This window comes from Aeromonas sp. PrichA-15 (assembly GCF_017939245.1).
Lineage (GTDB): Bacteria > Pseudomonadota > Gammaproteobacteria > Enterobacterales > Aeromonadaceae > Aeromonas > Aeromonas caviae.
In genome coordinates this window covers 46998-61644 of the sequence record NZ_JAGKRH010000029.1, presented here as the reverse complement: position 1 = coordinate 61644, position 14647 = coordinate 46998, and the positions used below count along the sequence as shown (strand labels likewise).

The window sequence follows — 14647 nt, the reverse complement described above, 5'->3', positions numbered from 1 at the left end:
CGGTGGAGATCAGAGGGTGACCTGGGTGCCGACAGCGCCGCCAGCCAGCAGCTTGAGCAGCTGATCCGGGTAGCGCCAGCTGGCGACACAGACCGGCTTGCCCAGGGTTTCGGCGGCGTGCAGGGCGGCTTTCACCTTGACGGCCATGCCGTCCGTGATAACTCCCTTCTCCATCAGGTCCAGCGCGCTCTGCTTGTCCAGTTGCGGCACCAGCTTGCCCTTGCCATCCAGAATGCCGCTCACATCCGACAGCATCACCAGATCGGCGCCCAGCGCTTCGGCGATGGCGGTGGCCGCCTGATCCGCATTGACGTTCATCATCTGTCCGTCGGCGGTAATGCCGATGGAGCTCACCACCGGCAGGAAGCCCTGCCCCAGGATGCCGGCCACCAGCGCCGGGTTGCCCGGTTTGCAGTCACCGACCGCACCGAGATCCGGATCGAGCTGGGTCACCTGGCACAGACCGCCGTCGGCGAGGCACAGACCCACAGCAGGAATGCCGGTGGAGATGGCCTTGGCCATCATCATCTTGTTGGCGGTCCCGGCCAGGGCACCGGCAATCACGGGGATCTGCTCGAACGGGGTCACCCGCAGGCCGTTCTTCTTGGTGGAGGTCATGCCCAGCCCCTTGAGCAGGTCGTCCACCAGGCAGCCACCACCGTGCACCAGCACCAGAGGACGGTGCTGATCATCCAGGAAGGTCTTCAGGGTGGCGAACAGGGCGGTCAGGGCCTCGTCGTTCTCGATCAGGGCACCACCCAACTTGATTACCAGCGTCTGCTTGTCCATCTTCTCGATCCTTTCTTAAAGCGTTAAATCAGGCCGGTGGCCGGTTCAAAACCAAACTTGATATTTATGCACTGCATGGCTTGCGAGGCGGCCCCCTTGAGCAGGTTGTCGATGGCAGAAACCACCACCAGCATGTTGCCCTGCTGCTGCCAGGCGATGTCGCAGTAGGGCGTGCTCGCCACGCCGCGGATGGAGGGCATCTGGCCGGTGAGGCGTACCAGCGGCTTGCCTTCGTAGGCCTTGAGGTAGGCCTGACCCACCTGGGTGTGCGTCACCCCTTCCGCCAGTTGCACATAGATGGTGGCCAGGATGCCCCGCACATAGTTGCCGAGGTGGGGCTGGAACAGCACCTCCTTGCCGAGGTGGTGGCTGATCTCCGGCTGGTGCCTGTGATTGAAGGTGCCGTAGGGATTGAGGCTCACTTCGCAGAAACTGGTGTTGATGGCGGCCTTGCGACCGGCCCCGGAGACGCCGGAAACCGCATTGATGATGGGCTGCCACCCCTGGGCAATCAGCCCGGCCTGTTGCAGCGGCTTGAGAGCGCACAGGGAGGCGGTCGGGTAGCATCCCGGCACGGCAATCAGCTGAGCGGCCTTGACGGCATCGGCATTCCACTCGGCCAGACCGTAGGCGGCCTGCTCCAGCCACTGCTCATTCTCGTGGGTGAAGCCGTAGAAGGAGGAGTAGAACTGCTGATCGTTGACCCGGAAGGCACCGGAGAGATCGAACACCGGCAACCCCTTGGCCAGGAACTTGGGCGCGAGTTCTGCACTCACCTCGTGAGCAGTGGCCAGCACCACCAGATCGGCCTGGGTCAGGATCCGGGTCATGCCGTCTTCGTCCAGGGGCAGCAGCGGCTGATCCAGCTTGCCCACCCACTGGGGATGCAGGGAAGAGAAGCGCTTGTGGGCGTCCTGGCTGCCGGCGGAAACATAGAGGCCGAACAGCTCGAGTTGTGGATGGTTCTGGACCAGAGCGGCCAGTTCGGCCCCCGCGTAGCCACTGGCACCGACGATAACGGTCTTAAGCATGTTTGAGTATTCCAAGTCTGGGTTCGAAATTCACAGCATGGTGCTGCGGTGCAAGGGGTCGGCTATCGCCCCTTTGATGCAACGAGTGCGGAGGGGCAATTCAGGCGGATATGCGTCGTCGGTTACAGATCAGGTGACAGAACATTAACTTTCCCTTACAACTAGAGGCCTTGTCGATGAGCACTCGAACAGAATATTCATGCACTCACTTTGCATTTGTATTTTCTAACAGAAACACTCCGGGGACGCAAGGAGGAGCTGATGGCCAAACTGGATTTTTTTTCACTTTATAAGAATATTATTGCGATTCCCTCTATCAGCAGCACGGATACTCGCTGGGATCAGAGCAATGAGGCGGTGATCCGGCTGCTGGCCGACTGGTTCGGCCAGCTTGGGTTCCAGTGCGAGGTCACGGCCCTGCCGGATCTGCCGGGCAAGTTCAACCTGGTGGCGACCTATGGTCAGGGAGAAGGGGGGCTGCTGCTCGCGGGTCACACGGATACCGTTCCCTTCGATGAAGGAGCCTGGACCAAAGACCCCTTCAAGGTGACCGAAGAGGGCAACCGCCTGTACGGGCTCGGCACCATCGACATGAAGGGCTTCTTCGCCTTTATCGTGGAAGCGCTCAAGGAGGTCGACCTCAAGACCCTGAGCAAGCCGCTGCGCATCCTGGCCACCGCCGATGAAGAGACCACCATGGCCGGGGCCCGCGCCATCGCCGCCGCAGCTGAACTCAAACCCGATTACGCGGTGATCGGCGAACCCACCGGGCTGGTGCCCGTGGTGGCCCACAAGGGCCACATGTCGGAAGCTATTCGCATCACAGGCCGAAGCGGCCACAGTTCGGATCCCGCCAACGGCGTCAATGCCATGGAGATCATGCACAAGGCCATGGGTCAGGTGCTCAGGCTCCAGCAGGATCTGAAGGAGAAGTACGCGGATCACCGCTTCGCCGTGCCCCAGCCCACCCTGAACCTCGGCTACATCCAGGGGGGCGACAGCCCGAACCGCATCTGCGGCTGCTGCGAGCTGCACATCGACATGCGTCCCACCCCGCAGGTGGGTCCCGACGAGCTGATGGGCATGCTGAAAGAGGCGCTCTCCCCCATCGAGATCCACCAGCCCGGCTGCCTGCACCTGCAGCACCTGCACGAACCCATTCCGGCCTATGCCTGCCAGGATGATTCCGAGCTGGTGCGGGAGGCGGAAAAGGCGAGCGGCCGGGCCGCCGAGTCCGTGAACTATTGCACCGAAGCCCCCTTTATCCAGCAGCTGGGTTGCGAGACCATAGTGATGGGCCCAGGCCATATCACCCAGGCCCACCAGCCCGATGAATACCTGGATCTGTCGTTCGTCAAACCGACCACGGCGGTGCTGCAGCACCTGATCCGGCGCTTCTGCGTCTAGCCAAATAGGGATGTAAGTAAGTTACATGACAGGCGCCTTGGGACAGGTGAGGGAAATACATGTTCTGAATCGGCTTGTTATTTGACCTTGCGCAGACAATCTGGGTAGATTGTCCCCCTAAGATGACGGAGCATATGTTGTAATCGCACAACAATAAGTGAGGTCGCCTCCCGCCTGGAAGGTCAGGAGGCACCAACAAAATAAGGATGTGGAATGAACGAAAAGTACGCCGCACTACGGGCCAACGTAGGCATGTTGGGCCAACTGCTGGGTAAATCCATCAAGGATCATCAGGGGCAGGCCTTCCTCGACAAGATTGAGACCATTCGCCAACTGGCCAAGTCTTCCCGCAAGGGGAACGAGGCTGACAGAGAGCGCCTGCTCGACACCCTGCGTACCCTCTCCGATGACGAACTGCTGCCCGTGGCCCGTGCCTTCAGCCAGTTCCTCAACCTGGCGAACGTGGCGGAGCAGTTCCACACCATCTCCCGTCGCTGCGAAGAGCAGGTCTGCACCCCGGACCCGCTGGAGCAGATGTTCGACAAGCTGAAAGCCTCCAACCTGTCCCAGGAGGCCATCATCCAGGCCGTGCGCGAGCTGGACATCGATCTGGTGCTGACCGCTCACCCCACCGAGGTGACCCGTCGTACCCTGATCCACAAGCACGTGCAGCTCAACGACTGCCTCGAGGCCCTGGAACTCTCCGATCTGCTGCCCCGCGAGCGGGACAAGATCCAGAGTCGCATCGAGCAACTGGTCAACCAGGCCTGGCACACCAACGAGATCCGCGAACAGCGCCCGACCCCGGTGGACGAAGCCAAGTGGGGCTTCGCCGTGGTGGAAAACAGCCTGTGGCCGGCCATCCCCGAATTCATGCGCAATCTGGACGAGCGCCTGCAACACCATCTGGGTGTGCGGCTGCCGCTGGACGCCGCGCCGGTCAAGTTCACCTCCTGGATGGGCGGTGACCGCGACGGCAACCCCTTCGTCACCGCCAAGGTGACCGCCGAAGTGCTGGAGCTGGGCCGCTGGATGGCGGTGAGCCTGTTCTACAAGGACATCAAGGAGCTTACCTCCGAGCTCTCCATGGCCGATTGCACCGACGCCGTGCGTGCCCGGGTCGGCGACAATCCCGAGCCCTATCGCGCTCTGGTACGCGAGCTGCGCGAGCAACTGCGCGAGACCCAGGAGTACCTGACCGCCAAGGTACAGGGCCAGGCGAGCGAGAGCCGGGATCTGGTCAAGAGCACCGCCCAGCTGCGCGAGCCCCTGGAGCTCTGCTACCACTCCCTGCATGCCTGCGGCATGGGCAACATCGCCGACGGCATGCTGCTGGACGTGCTGCGCAAGCTGGCCTGCTTCGGCATCCACCTGGTCAAGCTGGACATCCGTCAGGATGGCGAGCGTCACGGCCAGGTCTTCTCCGAGCTGACCCGCTACCTGGGTGTGGGCGACTACGCCGAGTGGAGCGAAGAGGACAAGCAGGCCTTCCTGCTGCGCGAGCTGAACTCCCGCCGCCCCCTCATCCCGAGCGACTGGGATCCCAGTGCCGAGACCCGCGAGACCATCGACACCTGTCGCGTCATCGCCCAGCACGACCCCGATGCGTTCGGCATCTACATCATCTCCATGGCCGGTGCCCCGTCCGATGTCTTGGCGGTCCAGCTGTTGCTGAAGGAAGCTGGCTGCAAGTTCCGCATGCCGGTGGCCCCGCTGTTCGAGACCCAGGAAGACCTGATGGCGGGCACCGCCGTGATGGAACGCCTGCTGTCGGTGGACTGGTATCGCGGTTACATCCAGGGCCGTCAGTACGTGATGATCGGCTACTCCGACTCCGCCAAGGATGCGGGCATGATGGCCGCTGGCTGGGCCCAGTACGCCGCCATGGAATCCCTGGTGGCGCTGGCTGAAGCCAACAACATCCGCCTCACCTTGTTCCATGGCCGCGGCGGTACCGTCGGCCGTGGCGGCGCCCCCGCCCATCAGGCGATCCTGTCGCAACCCCCGGGATCTCTGCGCGGCGGCCTGCGGGTCACCGAACAGGGGGAGATGATCCGCTTCAAGTTCGGCCTGCCGAAAGTGGCCATCCAGAGCCTGAACCTCTACACCAGCGCCGTGCTGGAGGGGAACCTGCTGCCGCCGCCCAAGCCGAAAGAGAGCTGGCGCGCCGTGATGGAGCAGCTGGCGTCTGTCTCCTGTGATCACTACCGCAGTATCGTGCGCGGTCACCCGGACTTCGTGCCCTACTTCCGTGCCGCCACCCCGGAGATGGAGCTCGGCAAGCTGCCGCTCGGTTCCCGCCCCGCCAAGCGCAAGCCCAACGGCGGTGTCGAGAGCCTGCGCGCCATCCCCTGGATCTTCGCCTGGACCCAGAACCGGCTGATGCTGCCAGCCTGGCTCGGCGCCCACAAGGGATTGCAACAGGCCATCGACGACGGCCAGAAGAGCGTGCTGGACGAGATGAGCCGCCAGTGGCCCTTCTTCCGCACCCGTCTCGAAATGCTGGAGATGGTGTTCCTCAAGGCCGACCTCTGGCTGGCGGAATACTATGACACCCGCCTGGTGCCGGAGAACCTGTGGGCACTCGGCAAGCAGCTGCGTCAGGAGCTTGCCGACTCCATCGAGGTGGTGCTGAAACTGCGCCCGCAGGGCGACCTGCTGGACGATCAGCCCTGGATCAAGGAGTCCATCAAGCTGCGCAACCCCTACACAGACCCGCTCAACGTGCTGCAGGCCGAGCTGCTCAATCGCTCCCGCAACCACCCGGAGACCCTGCACCCCGAGCTGGATCAGGCGCTGATGGTCACCATCGCCGGCATCGCCGCCGGCATGCGCAACACCGGCTGATCCCGGACCGTTGCAAACAAGGGCGCCCCGGCGCCCTTTTTCGTCCCTGCCGGGCACGGGGATCCCGATATTGCCGCCAGCACAGCCCCCTCTAAGGGAAAAAAACATCCACAACAATCAGGGCGCCATGATGGCGCCCTGATTTTATTTCGCGATATGGCCTCTCATCAGGATACCTGGTTGCGACCTCGACGTTTTGCCTCGTAAAGTCGCTGGTCCACGCATTGAAGCCAGTCATCCATGCGCCTGTAACTCATCTGATAGGGCGTGAGCCCCACGCTGATGGTGACGGTGATCGCCTGGTGCTGGTACAGGAAGGTGTGCTGCTCCACCTGGCGCCGGATGCGCTCCATGATGCTGTGGGCCTCCTCCAGGGTCGTGCCCCGCAGCAGCAGGATGAACTCCTCCCCGCCAAATCGCGCCACCAGATCCTTGCTGCGCACCGCCTGCATCAGGAGCCCCGCCAGCGACGCCAGCACGGCATCTCCGGCAAGGTGCCCATATACATCATTGATTTGCTTGAAGAAGTCGATATCTATCAAGGCCAGGCAGCAGGCCTCCCCTTCGGCGGGATGGTGCTGGACGTGATCCAGCAACACGTTGGCCTGCTGGAAAAAGCTGCTGCGGTTGGGCAGCTTGGTCAAGAAGTCGTGCTCGGCGTTGAGGCGCAGCACCCGCTCCATGCGGCTGCGCTCGTCCTCCAGGTTGCGGGCGTGGATAAGGGTGCCAAGGGCCGTGGTGAGGGGCTCGAGCAGGCTGACATGGGTCTCGTCAAAGCCGCCCGGGCGGTTGGCCAGGGCGATCATGCCGATCGCCTCCCCCTTGTGGCGGATGGGAATGCCGAGGAAGCTCTCCAGGTGTGGATGACCACGGGGGGAGACACCGCGACTGGCTGGATGGCTCGGCAGATCGTTGCAGCACACCAGGGTATTGTGGGTCACCACGTGCCCAAACAGGTTGTCGAGCTTGCTGAAGATGAGCCCGCCCCGACTCTGGCGCTGCTGCTCATACCAGGCGTGGGTCGCCTCGTCCCAGGAGACATTGGAGATGGAGGGGACATAGAGACTGGGACGACCATCCTCGTACTGGATGATGCCGATGAAACCATAGGAGCTCTCGCTCACGCTCAGCAGGCGCTCGAAGACGGTATCGCAGGCGGAGCCGAGATTGCGATCGAGCAGAAAACTCTGGTGCGCGGCCACCACGATGTCAAACAGCTGGCTCTGCTGCTCGACCCGCTGCTTGGCCATCACCGCCGAGGTAATGTCGTGCGCCAGCTTGACCACCCCCAGCAGGGTGCCGGCCTCGTCGCTCACGGGCATGTAGGTGGCATGGAGCCAGAGGGGGCTGCCACCTTGCCTGACCCGGCGAAACTCCCCCGACTGGATCTCGCCACCCAATACCTTCTGCCAGAAGAGATCATGCTCGGCCTGCAGATCCGGCGGCAAGAGCATGAGATGGGACTGGCCCACCAGCGCTTCGGGGGGATAGCCCAGCATGTCGCAAAACAGGGGATTGACCGACACCATGTGACCATCGAGATCGAACTCGACCATGCCATAGGCCCGATCAAGGGCGGTCAGCCTGGCGAGGGCCTCATAACGATCCACCGCGTCGATATCGCGAGCGCAAAGTGCTGTGGTATTCATGGCTACGATTCCTTTCGATCGCCGGCGCATTGCATTGGAATGCGGGGACAAGTGCCCAAATCATAGGATCCGGCACCCGGTTACGCTAACACAGGCCCCGATTGGGTGTGAAGACTGGTTCTTGCCACATCCGGCTCCCGGGCGCAGACTGTCTGGCCTTGCCACGGTTCGAGGAGACCCCATGACACCCGCCATCAACTTGCTGAAAAAGCTCAAGATCCCCCACAGGCTCTACCCCTACGAGTGTGAAGCCCACGACGACTTCGGCAAGCATGCCGCTACCCAGCTGGGTCTGCCCGAGGCGCAGGTGTTCAAGACCCTGCTCGCCCATCACGACAAGCAGGCGGTGGTGGCCATCGTGCCCTCCTCGGGCATGTGCAGCCTCAAGCAGCTCGCCAAGGCCACCGGGCTCAAGAAGGTGGAGATGATGAAGCCGGCGGAAGCCGAAAAGCTGACCGGCTACAAGGTGGGCGGCATCAGTCCCCTGGCCCAGAAGAAGCTGCTGCCCACCGTGCTGGATGATTCCGCCATGGCCTTCGACGAGATCCTGGTGAGCGGTGGCAAGCGGGGGCTCTCGGTCGGCGTGGCCCCCGGGGACATGGTCCGGCTGATGAACTGGATTGCGGCCCCCATCGGCGATCACCACGACTGAACAAACAAAAGAGGCGCCATGACTGGCGCCTCTTGCGTCTGGATATCGGATCTGGCGCCTTGTGTGCGAAGGATACCCAAAGCCCCGGCACCGGAAACCGCCCCGTCCCGGCGGGTGATCTGCCGCCCTCAACACGCCCCAGAGCGGCAGGCGGCGGTCAGTTCGGAGAGTCGGCGACGCTGACGCCCGGCATGGTCGAAGTTGCCGTCCTCCAGCCAGCGCTCGAAGCACCCTTTCAGGGCGGGCCACTCGCTGTCGATGACGGAGAACCAGGCCGTATCCCGGTTGTGTCCCTTGTCCACCCGCGCCTGACGGAAGGTCCCCTCATAGTGAAAGCCCAGGCGCAGGGCCGCCTGGCGCGAAGGCAGGTTCAGGGCATTGCACTTCCACTCGTAGCGCCGGTATCCCAGGGCAAAGGCATTGGCCATCATCAACACCATGGCCGCCGTCGCCAGCCGTGACTGCTGCATGGCGGGGGAGAAGTGCAGCCAGCCCACCTCGATGCTGCCCGCCAGGGGATCGATGCGCAGGTAGCTCGCCAGTCCCAGCGCCCGTCCGCTCCCCTCGTCGATGATGCCGTAGAACTGGGGATCCCGCTTGGTGGCAACCTCCCGCAGCCAGACCCCCATGGCGGCCTCGTCCGCGAAAGGGCCGCTGGTCAGGTAAGTCCACATGGCCCCGCTGTCGGCACCGAACGCCTGCCACAGATCCCCCAGGTGGCGCTCGGGATCAAGGGGCTCGAGACGACAGCCCCAGCCATGCAGTGCGCGGTGGGGAGGGAACTCGGCGCCGTGCCATTCTGGCAGCGCACGCCCCAGAGGCTGCCCAAAGTCGTTGAAAAGGGCGGCGCCGGACAGGGAGGCCTCGCCCCCCTCATTGCAACGTTCAACAGGCACAGGCAATTCCCCCTTCCAGCAGCCCTCCGGGCTCGCTGCCCGTGGCGACGGCGAAACCGTCCTGACGCCACCAGTGCAGACCCCCTATCAACTCCTTGACCTCAAACCCGAGGGACGCCAGCTTGTAGGCCCCCTGGGTCGAACCGTTGCAGCCGATGCCGTCGCAATAGCAGACATACACCAGGTTCCGGTCCAGTAACGCCGTGGTCGACGCCGTCATGGTCCTGTGGGGGAAGGAGATGGCGCCGGGAATGTGCCCCTCGGCATAGTGTGCGGGGGAGCGGGTATCGATGACCACGATCCCCGCCGCCCCGGCCAGCAGATCGGCGGCCAGATCCGCCGGATCGGTACGAAACTTCAGTTGGGCCTCGAAAAAGGCGCTGGCTTCGGCGGCCCCTGCCACCCCTGTGCTCAATACATGACTCATCCTGAACGCTCCTGATGACTAGATGACGATCTCTGTGGTGACGACGGTGTTGACCGAGTTGGCGATGAAGCACTCCTCATGAGCCTGGTGGTGCAACTGCTCCAGAGCGGCCAGGGCGGGCTCCTGCTCTCCCCCGAAGATCACCCTGGGACGCAGGGTGACCCGGGTCATGGCGAGGCGACCTTGCCCGTTTTTCGCCATGATGCCGACCGCGTCGTCCCGGTAGCTCTCTACCCGATAGCCCGCCTTCGCCGCCAACCAGAGGAAGGTGAGCATGTGGCAACTGGAGAGGGCCGCCACAAACGCCTCTTCCGGGTCCACATGTTCCGCCACCGAGTAAGGCAGCGGCACCACATGGGGAGAGGAGGAGGCCGGCACCCTGACCCCGCCATCAAACGCCCACTCATGGGCCCGGCTGTAACGCTGATCGACGAAGGGCTCATGCTCCCCCCGCTGCCAACTGATGGTGGCACTGTATTCCGACATGCAGACTCCTTGTGTTGCCAATCCGTGCCGCCTGCTGGCGCCACCCTGTGACCACCAATGTAGCGACAAAATGGCCTTGCCACGCCGACCAATTTTGCCAATATGGGCAGACCAATTTCATCGAGCCGCCACCATGACCATCCACCCCACCCGCTCTGCCCGTCGGTCGCCAGCCCCACAGCCGCGCCATGCCCTGCGGGCAGGATCCCTGCCTCGAAAGAGGCGCAACCCCCGCGCCAACGGGAGCACACCATGACCGTTCTGCCAACGCTCTTCGCCAGCCAGCAGCAAGGGGATCTGCCCCTGCACGAACAACTGGTGCGTACCCTGCGCGAGGCCATCCTGGCGGGCCACCTGCCCCTGCACAGCCGCCTGCCCGCCAGCCGTCTCCTGGCCCGGGATCTCGGTATCTCCCGCAGCACGGTGGAACTGGCCTATGGCCGGCTCGAGGCGGAGGGGTATCTGGTGCGCAAGGTGGGCGCCGGCAGCTTTGTCGCCCTGGCGGCGGTGCGCCCCGCGCCGCGCCCGCCCCAGTCAGCGGCGGGCCTCTCCCGTCGCGGTCAGGAGATGGCCCTGGGTGGCGCCTGTCACGACGTGCCCGAGGTGGGCACCACCTTTGCTTCCAGCCAGCCGGATCCCCGTCTCTTCCCCCAGGCACTCTGGGGTCGGCTGATGCAGCAACAGTGGCGCCAGCGCGCCAGCGACTGGATGAACTACGGGGATCCCCAGGGGCTTGGGGAACTTCGCGCCGCCATCAGCAGCTATCTGGTGCAGTCACGCGGCGTGGTGTGCGAGCCGGATCAGATCCTGATCCTCACCAGCTCCCAGCAGGGGATCCTGCTGGCGACCCAGTTGCTCATCGATGCCGGTGACACCGTCTGGGTGGAAGACCCCGGTTATCCCGGGGCTCGCACCGCCATGGAGAGCGCCGGTGCCCGGGTGCATCCGGTGCCGGTGGATGAAGAGGGGCTCAACCCTCATGGGGATCATCCTGCACCGCGCCTCATCTACTGCACCCCGGCACACCAGTATCCCCTTGGCGTCCCCATGAGCCTGCCCCGCCGCATGGCGCTGCTGGCCGAGGCAGAGCGTCACGGCGCCTGGATCCTGGAAGACGATTACGACGGGGAGTACCAGTATGATCAGCGTCCGCTGCCCGCCCTGCAGGGGCTCGACGGCCAGGGGCGGGTGATCTATGTGGGCACCTTCAGCAAGGTGCTGTTCGGCTCGCTGCGCCTCGCCTACCTGGTGCTGCCCAGGCCGCTGATGGACTCCTTCTGCCGCGCCCGGGCCGCCGTCGACGGCCACAGCAACCAGTTGCAGCAAGCGGTCACGGCAGACTTCATCCGGGGCGGGCACTTCGCCACCCACCTGCGACAGAGCCGCCTTATCTACCAGAGCAGACGGGATCTGCTGCTGGCGGAACTGGCCGAGCACTGCCCGGGGCTCACCCCCATCCACAGCGGTGCCGGCCTGCAGTGCGCCGTGCTGCTGCCCCCCGGTGGCGAGGCGCGCTGGACCGATGCCGCCAACGCCTGCGGGCTGGGGCTGCGCCATCTGGGCCAGTTCTACCTGGGCCCGCCGACGCTGGAAGGGTGGCTGCTCGGCTTTGGCTGCCTCGACAACCAGACGCTGCGCCAGCTATGTCGTCGCCTGGGTCTCTTGATGAAATCCGCATGACCCCCTTATCAAGAGGTCAGATCTGCCAGAGCCTGATAGCGCTGTGTCGACGGGAATGGCCCGTCTATACTGGGCACAATCCCGTTGCCGAACCCGGTCAAGATGCATCGAATCCTGCTCCTTTTGCTCGCCCTCTCCCTCCCGTCCCTCACGATGGCGGCCACCCGCTTCACCCTGATCACCGGGGAAACCCAACAGGATGTCCGCATGAATTATTACCGGGCGGCGATGCGGCTGGCGCTGGAGAAAACACGGCCCGATTACGGCGACTATGAACTGCTCGACGCCATCAGGATGAACAAGGCGAGGATGCGGCTCGAAGTGCAAACGCCGGGCAAGAATGCCCTCTTCATCGTCGACAGCTGGCCCCAGGAGATCCCTCAACCCGGCGTCACCCTGGTCCTCTTCCCCATCGATCTGGGTGTTCTCGGCTACCGGGTCTGTTTTGTCGGCAGCGCCCGTGCCCAGGCCCTGGCCGGGGTTCACATCCTGTCCCAGTTGCAGCAGTTCACGCAAGGGGTGGGCACAGGCTGGCGGGATGCCGACATCCTGCGCTACAACGGCTTCAGGGTGCAGGAGGTGGATAACTATGAGTCACTGTTTCGCCTGGTGGCCCGTGGCCGGATCGATCTCTTCTGCCGTGGTGCCAACGAGATATTGAGCGAGTGGAAAAACCACAGACCCGGCCTGCCGGGGCTGACCGTGGATAGCCATGTCGCCCTCTTCTATCCGCTCATCCACTCCCTCTATAGCCACGCCACCTACAGCAAGGAGCGCGAGCGCCTTTTGCGCGGCCTGCAACTGGCCTGGAAAGATGGCTCCCTGCAGCGCCTCTGGCGCCATCATTTCCAGCCTTCCCTGGTCTTTGCCCGGCTCGATTCACGCCAGATCTTCCGGCTGACCAACCCGCAGTTGCCCGACGAGAGCACCGACTACCGCGCCTATCTCTATGACCCGATGAGGGATGACTTTGGTATCGCTCCCTGACTGGCTCGCCGGTTCTCCCCTGTCAGGCAGGCTCCCCTTGCGCACTCTCTGCCTGGCGCTGCTGCTCTGGTTGCTGCCGATCTGCGTCATGGCCGCCCCCGGCAGCATTCGTGCCTGCATGGAGAACAGTGATTCGCCTCCCTGGTTGCTGATGTCCGGCGAGGGGATAGTGCAGTTCCACCTCAAGGAGGTGGCAAACCGGATCGGGCATCCCATCATTCTCACCCCCCTTCCCTGGAAACGCTGCCTCTCCCTCGTCAGCCAGGGCCAGCTCGATGCAGCCGTCAAGCTGAGCTACAGCGAAGAGCGTGCTCGCACCATAGGGGTCTATCCCATGCGACACGGGGCACCGGATCCCGCCAAGCGCCTGCTTACCGAGAGCTACAGCCTCTACCAGCCAAAAGGCGGACAGGTTCGCTGGGATGGCCGGCAGCTCGTCGCCCATGGCGTCATTGCGGCACAGTCCGGTTTCTCCATCGTCGCCCAGCTGCAGGAGAGCGGTGTCAGGGTGGATGACTCCAGCAGGGAGCCACTGATCCTGCTCAAGAAGGTCGCGATGCAGCGCGCCGTTGCCGCCGCCCTGCAAACCGGGGTCGCAGAACGGACCCTGGCCGCCCACCCGCAGCTGCAGGCCACACTCGAGCGGATCACCCCTCCCCTGGTCGAAAAACCCTACTACCTCATCTTCTCCCACCCCTTCCATCAGGCCCACCCCGATCTCAGCCAACAGGTGTGGGACGAGATTGAGGAGGTGCGACACTCCGCAGCCTATGCCCGCTTCGTCACAGGCATGGCGTCACCGGGGACCCCCTAACCCCAGGCCCGCCCCTCAGCCCTGCTCGCGGCACAGGGCAAGCCAGGCCTCGGCGGTGCGGGAGAGGTAGCGATCCCCTGGCCAGATCACCCCGAGTCGCCAGCTCAGCGCCGGGGCCAGAGGGCGCAACACCAGCCCGTCCGGCGTCAGCCGCCGGCAGATGGGCTCTGGCAGGAAGGCGACCCCCATGCCGCTTCGCACCATGGCGGTGAGGAAGTCCCACTGGCTGCTGCGGGCCGCCACCTGGGGCACGAACCCGGCTTGCTCGCAGGCCTGCTCCAGCCGCTCGCTCAGGGTGAAGGCCTGGGTATAGAGCAGGAAGGGTTCGTCCCGCAGAGCCTCTAGCCGGATCTCGCCACCCTCGCGCCAGCGGGGCAGGTCCGGTAGCACCACCCGGATGGGGTAACTGTCCAGATCCAGGGCGCAGAGGGCCCCCTCTTCCCTGGTCGGCAGCATGGTGATGGCGAGATCCAGCTCCCCCGCCAGCACCGCCTGCTCGATGCGCCGCCCGCCATATTCGACGATGGAGAGCTCCACACCGGGGTAGCGGCTGCGATAGGTACGAATGAGATCCGCATAGACATGGCCCACCATGGGCGGGATGCCGAGGGCAAGACGCCCGGATTGCAGGCTCTGCAGATCCGCCAGCTCCGCCTCCAGCTGCTGCATCTCCGCCAGGATGGTCTGGGCCCGATTGAACAGCACCAGGCCGCTGTCGGTCAGGGTGAAGCGGCGACCGACCCGGCTCAGCAGGGGCTGGCCCAGCTCCTCTTCCATGTTGCGGATCATTTTGCTGATGGTGGGCTGGGTGACGAACAGCTTCTCGGAGGCGCGGGTGAAGCTCTGCTCCCGCACCAGCTCGACGAAGTAACGCAGGGCTCGAATATCCATGGTGCTCTCTTGACGGGGATGGCTGGCTAAATCATGCCTCTTTGGCATGATTTTGATAATTTAAATTCATTTTTTGCAGGTTTGGTCCCTC

The 14647-nt window shown here is 64.0% G+C and carries 13 protein-coding genes; 6 read left to right on the top strand and 7 right to left on the bottom strand.

Annotated features, from left to right (window positions below; translation table 11 throughout):
- Positions 1–9: 9 nt before the first annotated feature.
- Both argB and argC read right to left on the bottom strand, forming a co-directional pair.
- Positions 10–789, bottom strand: coding sequence for an acetylglutamate kinase (gene argB / locus J9889_RS05410; protein ID WP_010675689.1), 780 nt, complete (start codon positions 787–789; stop codon positions 10–12).
- A gap of 23 nt (positions 790–812) precedes the next feature.
- Entirely contained in the window at positions 813–1820 is a 1008-nt protein-coding gene (gene argC, locus J9889_RS05405) for an N-acetyl-gamma-glutamyl-phosphate reductase (protein ID WP_210556097.1), read from the bottom strand.
- 261 nt (positions 1821–2081) lie between these two features.
- Here argC and argE point away from each other — a divergent pair, with 261 nt between their 5' ends.
- Together argE and ppc are read left to right on the top strand one after the other, a co-directional pair.
- On the top strand, positions 2082–3227 hold the full coding sequence (gene argE / locus J9889_RS05400; RefSeq protein WP_039040568.1) for an acetylornithine deacetylase: 1146 nt from the start codon (positions 2082–2084) through the stop codon (positions 3225–3227).
- Between the two features lie 213 nt (positions 3228–3440).
- Positions 3441–6074: a phosphoenolpyruvate carboxylase gene (ppc, locus tag J9889_RS05395; protein WP_010675692.1), complete on the top strand. Its 2634-nt coding sequence runs from the start codon at positions 3441–3443 to the stop codon at positions 6072–6074.
- 167 nt (positions 6075–6241) lie between these two features.
- On the opposite strand, the gene J9889_RS05390 is transcribed toward ppc, so the two are convergent.
- Positions 6242–7723, bottom strand: coding sequence for a sensor domain-containing diguanylate cyclase (locus tag J9889_RS05390; RefSeq protein ID WP_210556096.1), 1482 nt, complete (start codon positions 7721–7723; stop codon positions 6242–6244).
- Positions 7724–7904: 181 nt separating this feature from the next.
- Here J9889_RS05390 and ybaK point away from each other — a divergent pair, with 181 nt between their 5' ends.
- Positions 7905–8375, top strand: coding sequence for a Cys-tRNA(Pro) deacylase (ybaK, locus tag J9889_RS05385; protein WP_010675694.1), 471 nt, complete (start codon positions 7905–7907; stop codon positions 8373–8375).
- A 128-nt stretch (positions 8376–8503) separates the two neighbouring features.
- On the opposite strand, the gene J9889_RS05380 is transcribed toward ybaK, so the two are convergent.
- Genes J9889_RS05380 through J9889_RS05370 form a run of 3 tightly spaced genes read right to left on the bottom strand, consistent with a single transcriptional unit; the run spans position 8504 to position 10184 of the window.
- A complete protein-coding gene (locus J9889_RS05380; protein ID WP_349237004.1) occupies positions 8504–9271 on the bottom strand; it encodes a GNAT family protein in 768 nt (255 codons plus the stop codon).
- Complete coding sequence (locus J9889_RS05375) at positions 9261–9698, bottom strand: rhodanese-like domain-containing protein (RefSeq protein WP_210556095.1); 438 nt, start codon at positions 9696–9698, stop codon at positions 9261–9263. Before J9889_RS05375 ends, J9889_RS05380 begins: the two co-directional genes overlap by 11 nt.
- An 18-nt stretch (positions 9699–9716) precedes the next feature.
- Positions 9717–10184, bottom strand: coding sequence for an OsmC family protein (locus J9889_RS05370; RefSeq protein ID WP_113977621.1), 468 nt, complete (start codon positions 10182–10184; stop codon positions 9717–9719).
- A gap of 252 nt (positions 10185–10436) precedes the next feature.
- Between J9889_RS05370 and J9889_RS05365 the strand changes: the two genes are divergently transcribed.
- From J9889_RS05365 to J9889_RS05355, 3 genes are all read left to right on the top strand, one after another.
- Positions 10437–11864, top strand: a complete 1428-nt coding sequence (locus J9889_RS05365) for a PLP-dependent aminotransferase family protein (protein WP_210556094.1) — start codon at positions 10437–10439, stop codon at positions 11862–11864.
- Positions 11865–11966: 102 nt separating this feature from the next.
- A complete protein-coding gene (locus tag J9889_RS05360; protein ID WP_246878042.1) occupies positions 11967–12851 on the top strand; it encodes a hypothetical protein in 885 nt (294 codons plus the stop codon).
- Complete coding sequence (locus J9889_RS05355; RefSeq protein ID WP_246878041.1) at positions 12829–13665, top strand: transporter substrate-binding domain-containing protein; 837 nt, start codon at positions 12829–12831, stop codon at positions 13663–13665. The genes J9889_RS05360 and J9889_RS05355 overlap by 23 nt, the downstream gene beginning before the upstream one ends.
- A gap of 15 nt (positions 13666–13680) precedes the next feature.
- Here J9889_RS05355 and J9889_RS05350 read toward each other — a convergent pair whose 3' ends face one another.
- Positions 13681–14556: a LysR family transcriptional regulator gene (locus J9889_RS05350; protein WP_124243725.1), complete on the bottom strand. Its 876-nt coding sequence runs from the start codon at positions 14554–14556 to the stop codon at positions 13681–13683.
- Positions 14557–14647: the final 91 nt, after the last annotated feature.

Excerpts from the sequence above, each read along its gene's own strand:
- J9889_RS05365 (WP_210556094.1), top strand. The coding sequence starts at position 10,437 with ATGACCGTTCTGCCAACGCTCTTCGCCAGCCAGCAGCAAGGGGATCTG.
- J9889_RS05355 (WP_246878041.1), top strand. The coding sequence starts at position 12,829 with ATGACTTTGGTATCGCTCCCTGACTGGCTCGCCGGTTCTCCCCTGTCA.
- ybaK (WP_010675694.1), top strand. The coding sequence starts at position 7,905 with ATGACACCCGCCATCAACTTGCTGAAAAAGCTCAAGATCCCCCACAGG.
- ppc (WP_010675692.1), top strand. The coding sequence starts at position 3,441 with ATGAACGAAAAGTACGCCGCACTACGGGCCAACGTAGGCATGTTGGGC.
- argC (WP_210556097.1), bottom strand. The coding sequence starts at position 1,820 with ATGCTTAAGACCGTTATCGTCGGTGCCAGTGGCTACGCGGGGGCCGAA.
- J9889_RS05370 (WP_113977621.1), bottom strand. The coding sequence starts at position 10,184 with ATGTCGGAATACAGTGCCACCATCAGTTGGCAGCGGGGGGAGCATGAG.
- argB (WP_010675689.1), bottom strand. The coding sequence starts at position 789 with ATGGACAAGCAGACGCTGGTAATCAAGTTGGGTGGTGCCCTGATCGAG.
- argE (WP_039040568.1), top strand. The coding sequence starts at position 2,082 with ATGGCCAAACTGGATTTTTTTTCACTTTATAAGAATATTATTGCGATT.
- J9889_RS05350 (WP_124243725.1), bottom strand. The coding sequence starts at position 14,556 with ATGGATATTCGAGCCCTGCGTTACTTCGTCGAGCTGGTGCGGGAGCAG.
- J9889_RS05375 (WP_210556095.1), bottom strand. The coding sequence starts at position 9,698 with ATGAGTCATGTATTGAGCACAGGGGTGGCAGGGGCCGCCGAAGCCAGC.
- J9889_RS05360 (WP_246878042.1), top strand. The coding sequence starts at position 11,967 with ATGCATCGAATCCTGCTCCTTTTGCTCGCCCTCTCCCTCCCGTCCCTC.
- J9889_RS05390 (WP_210556096.1), bottom strand. The coding sequence starts at position 7,723 with ATGAATACCACAGCACTTTGCGCTCGCGATATCGACGCGGTGGATCGT.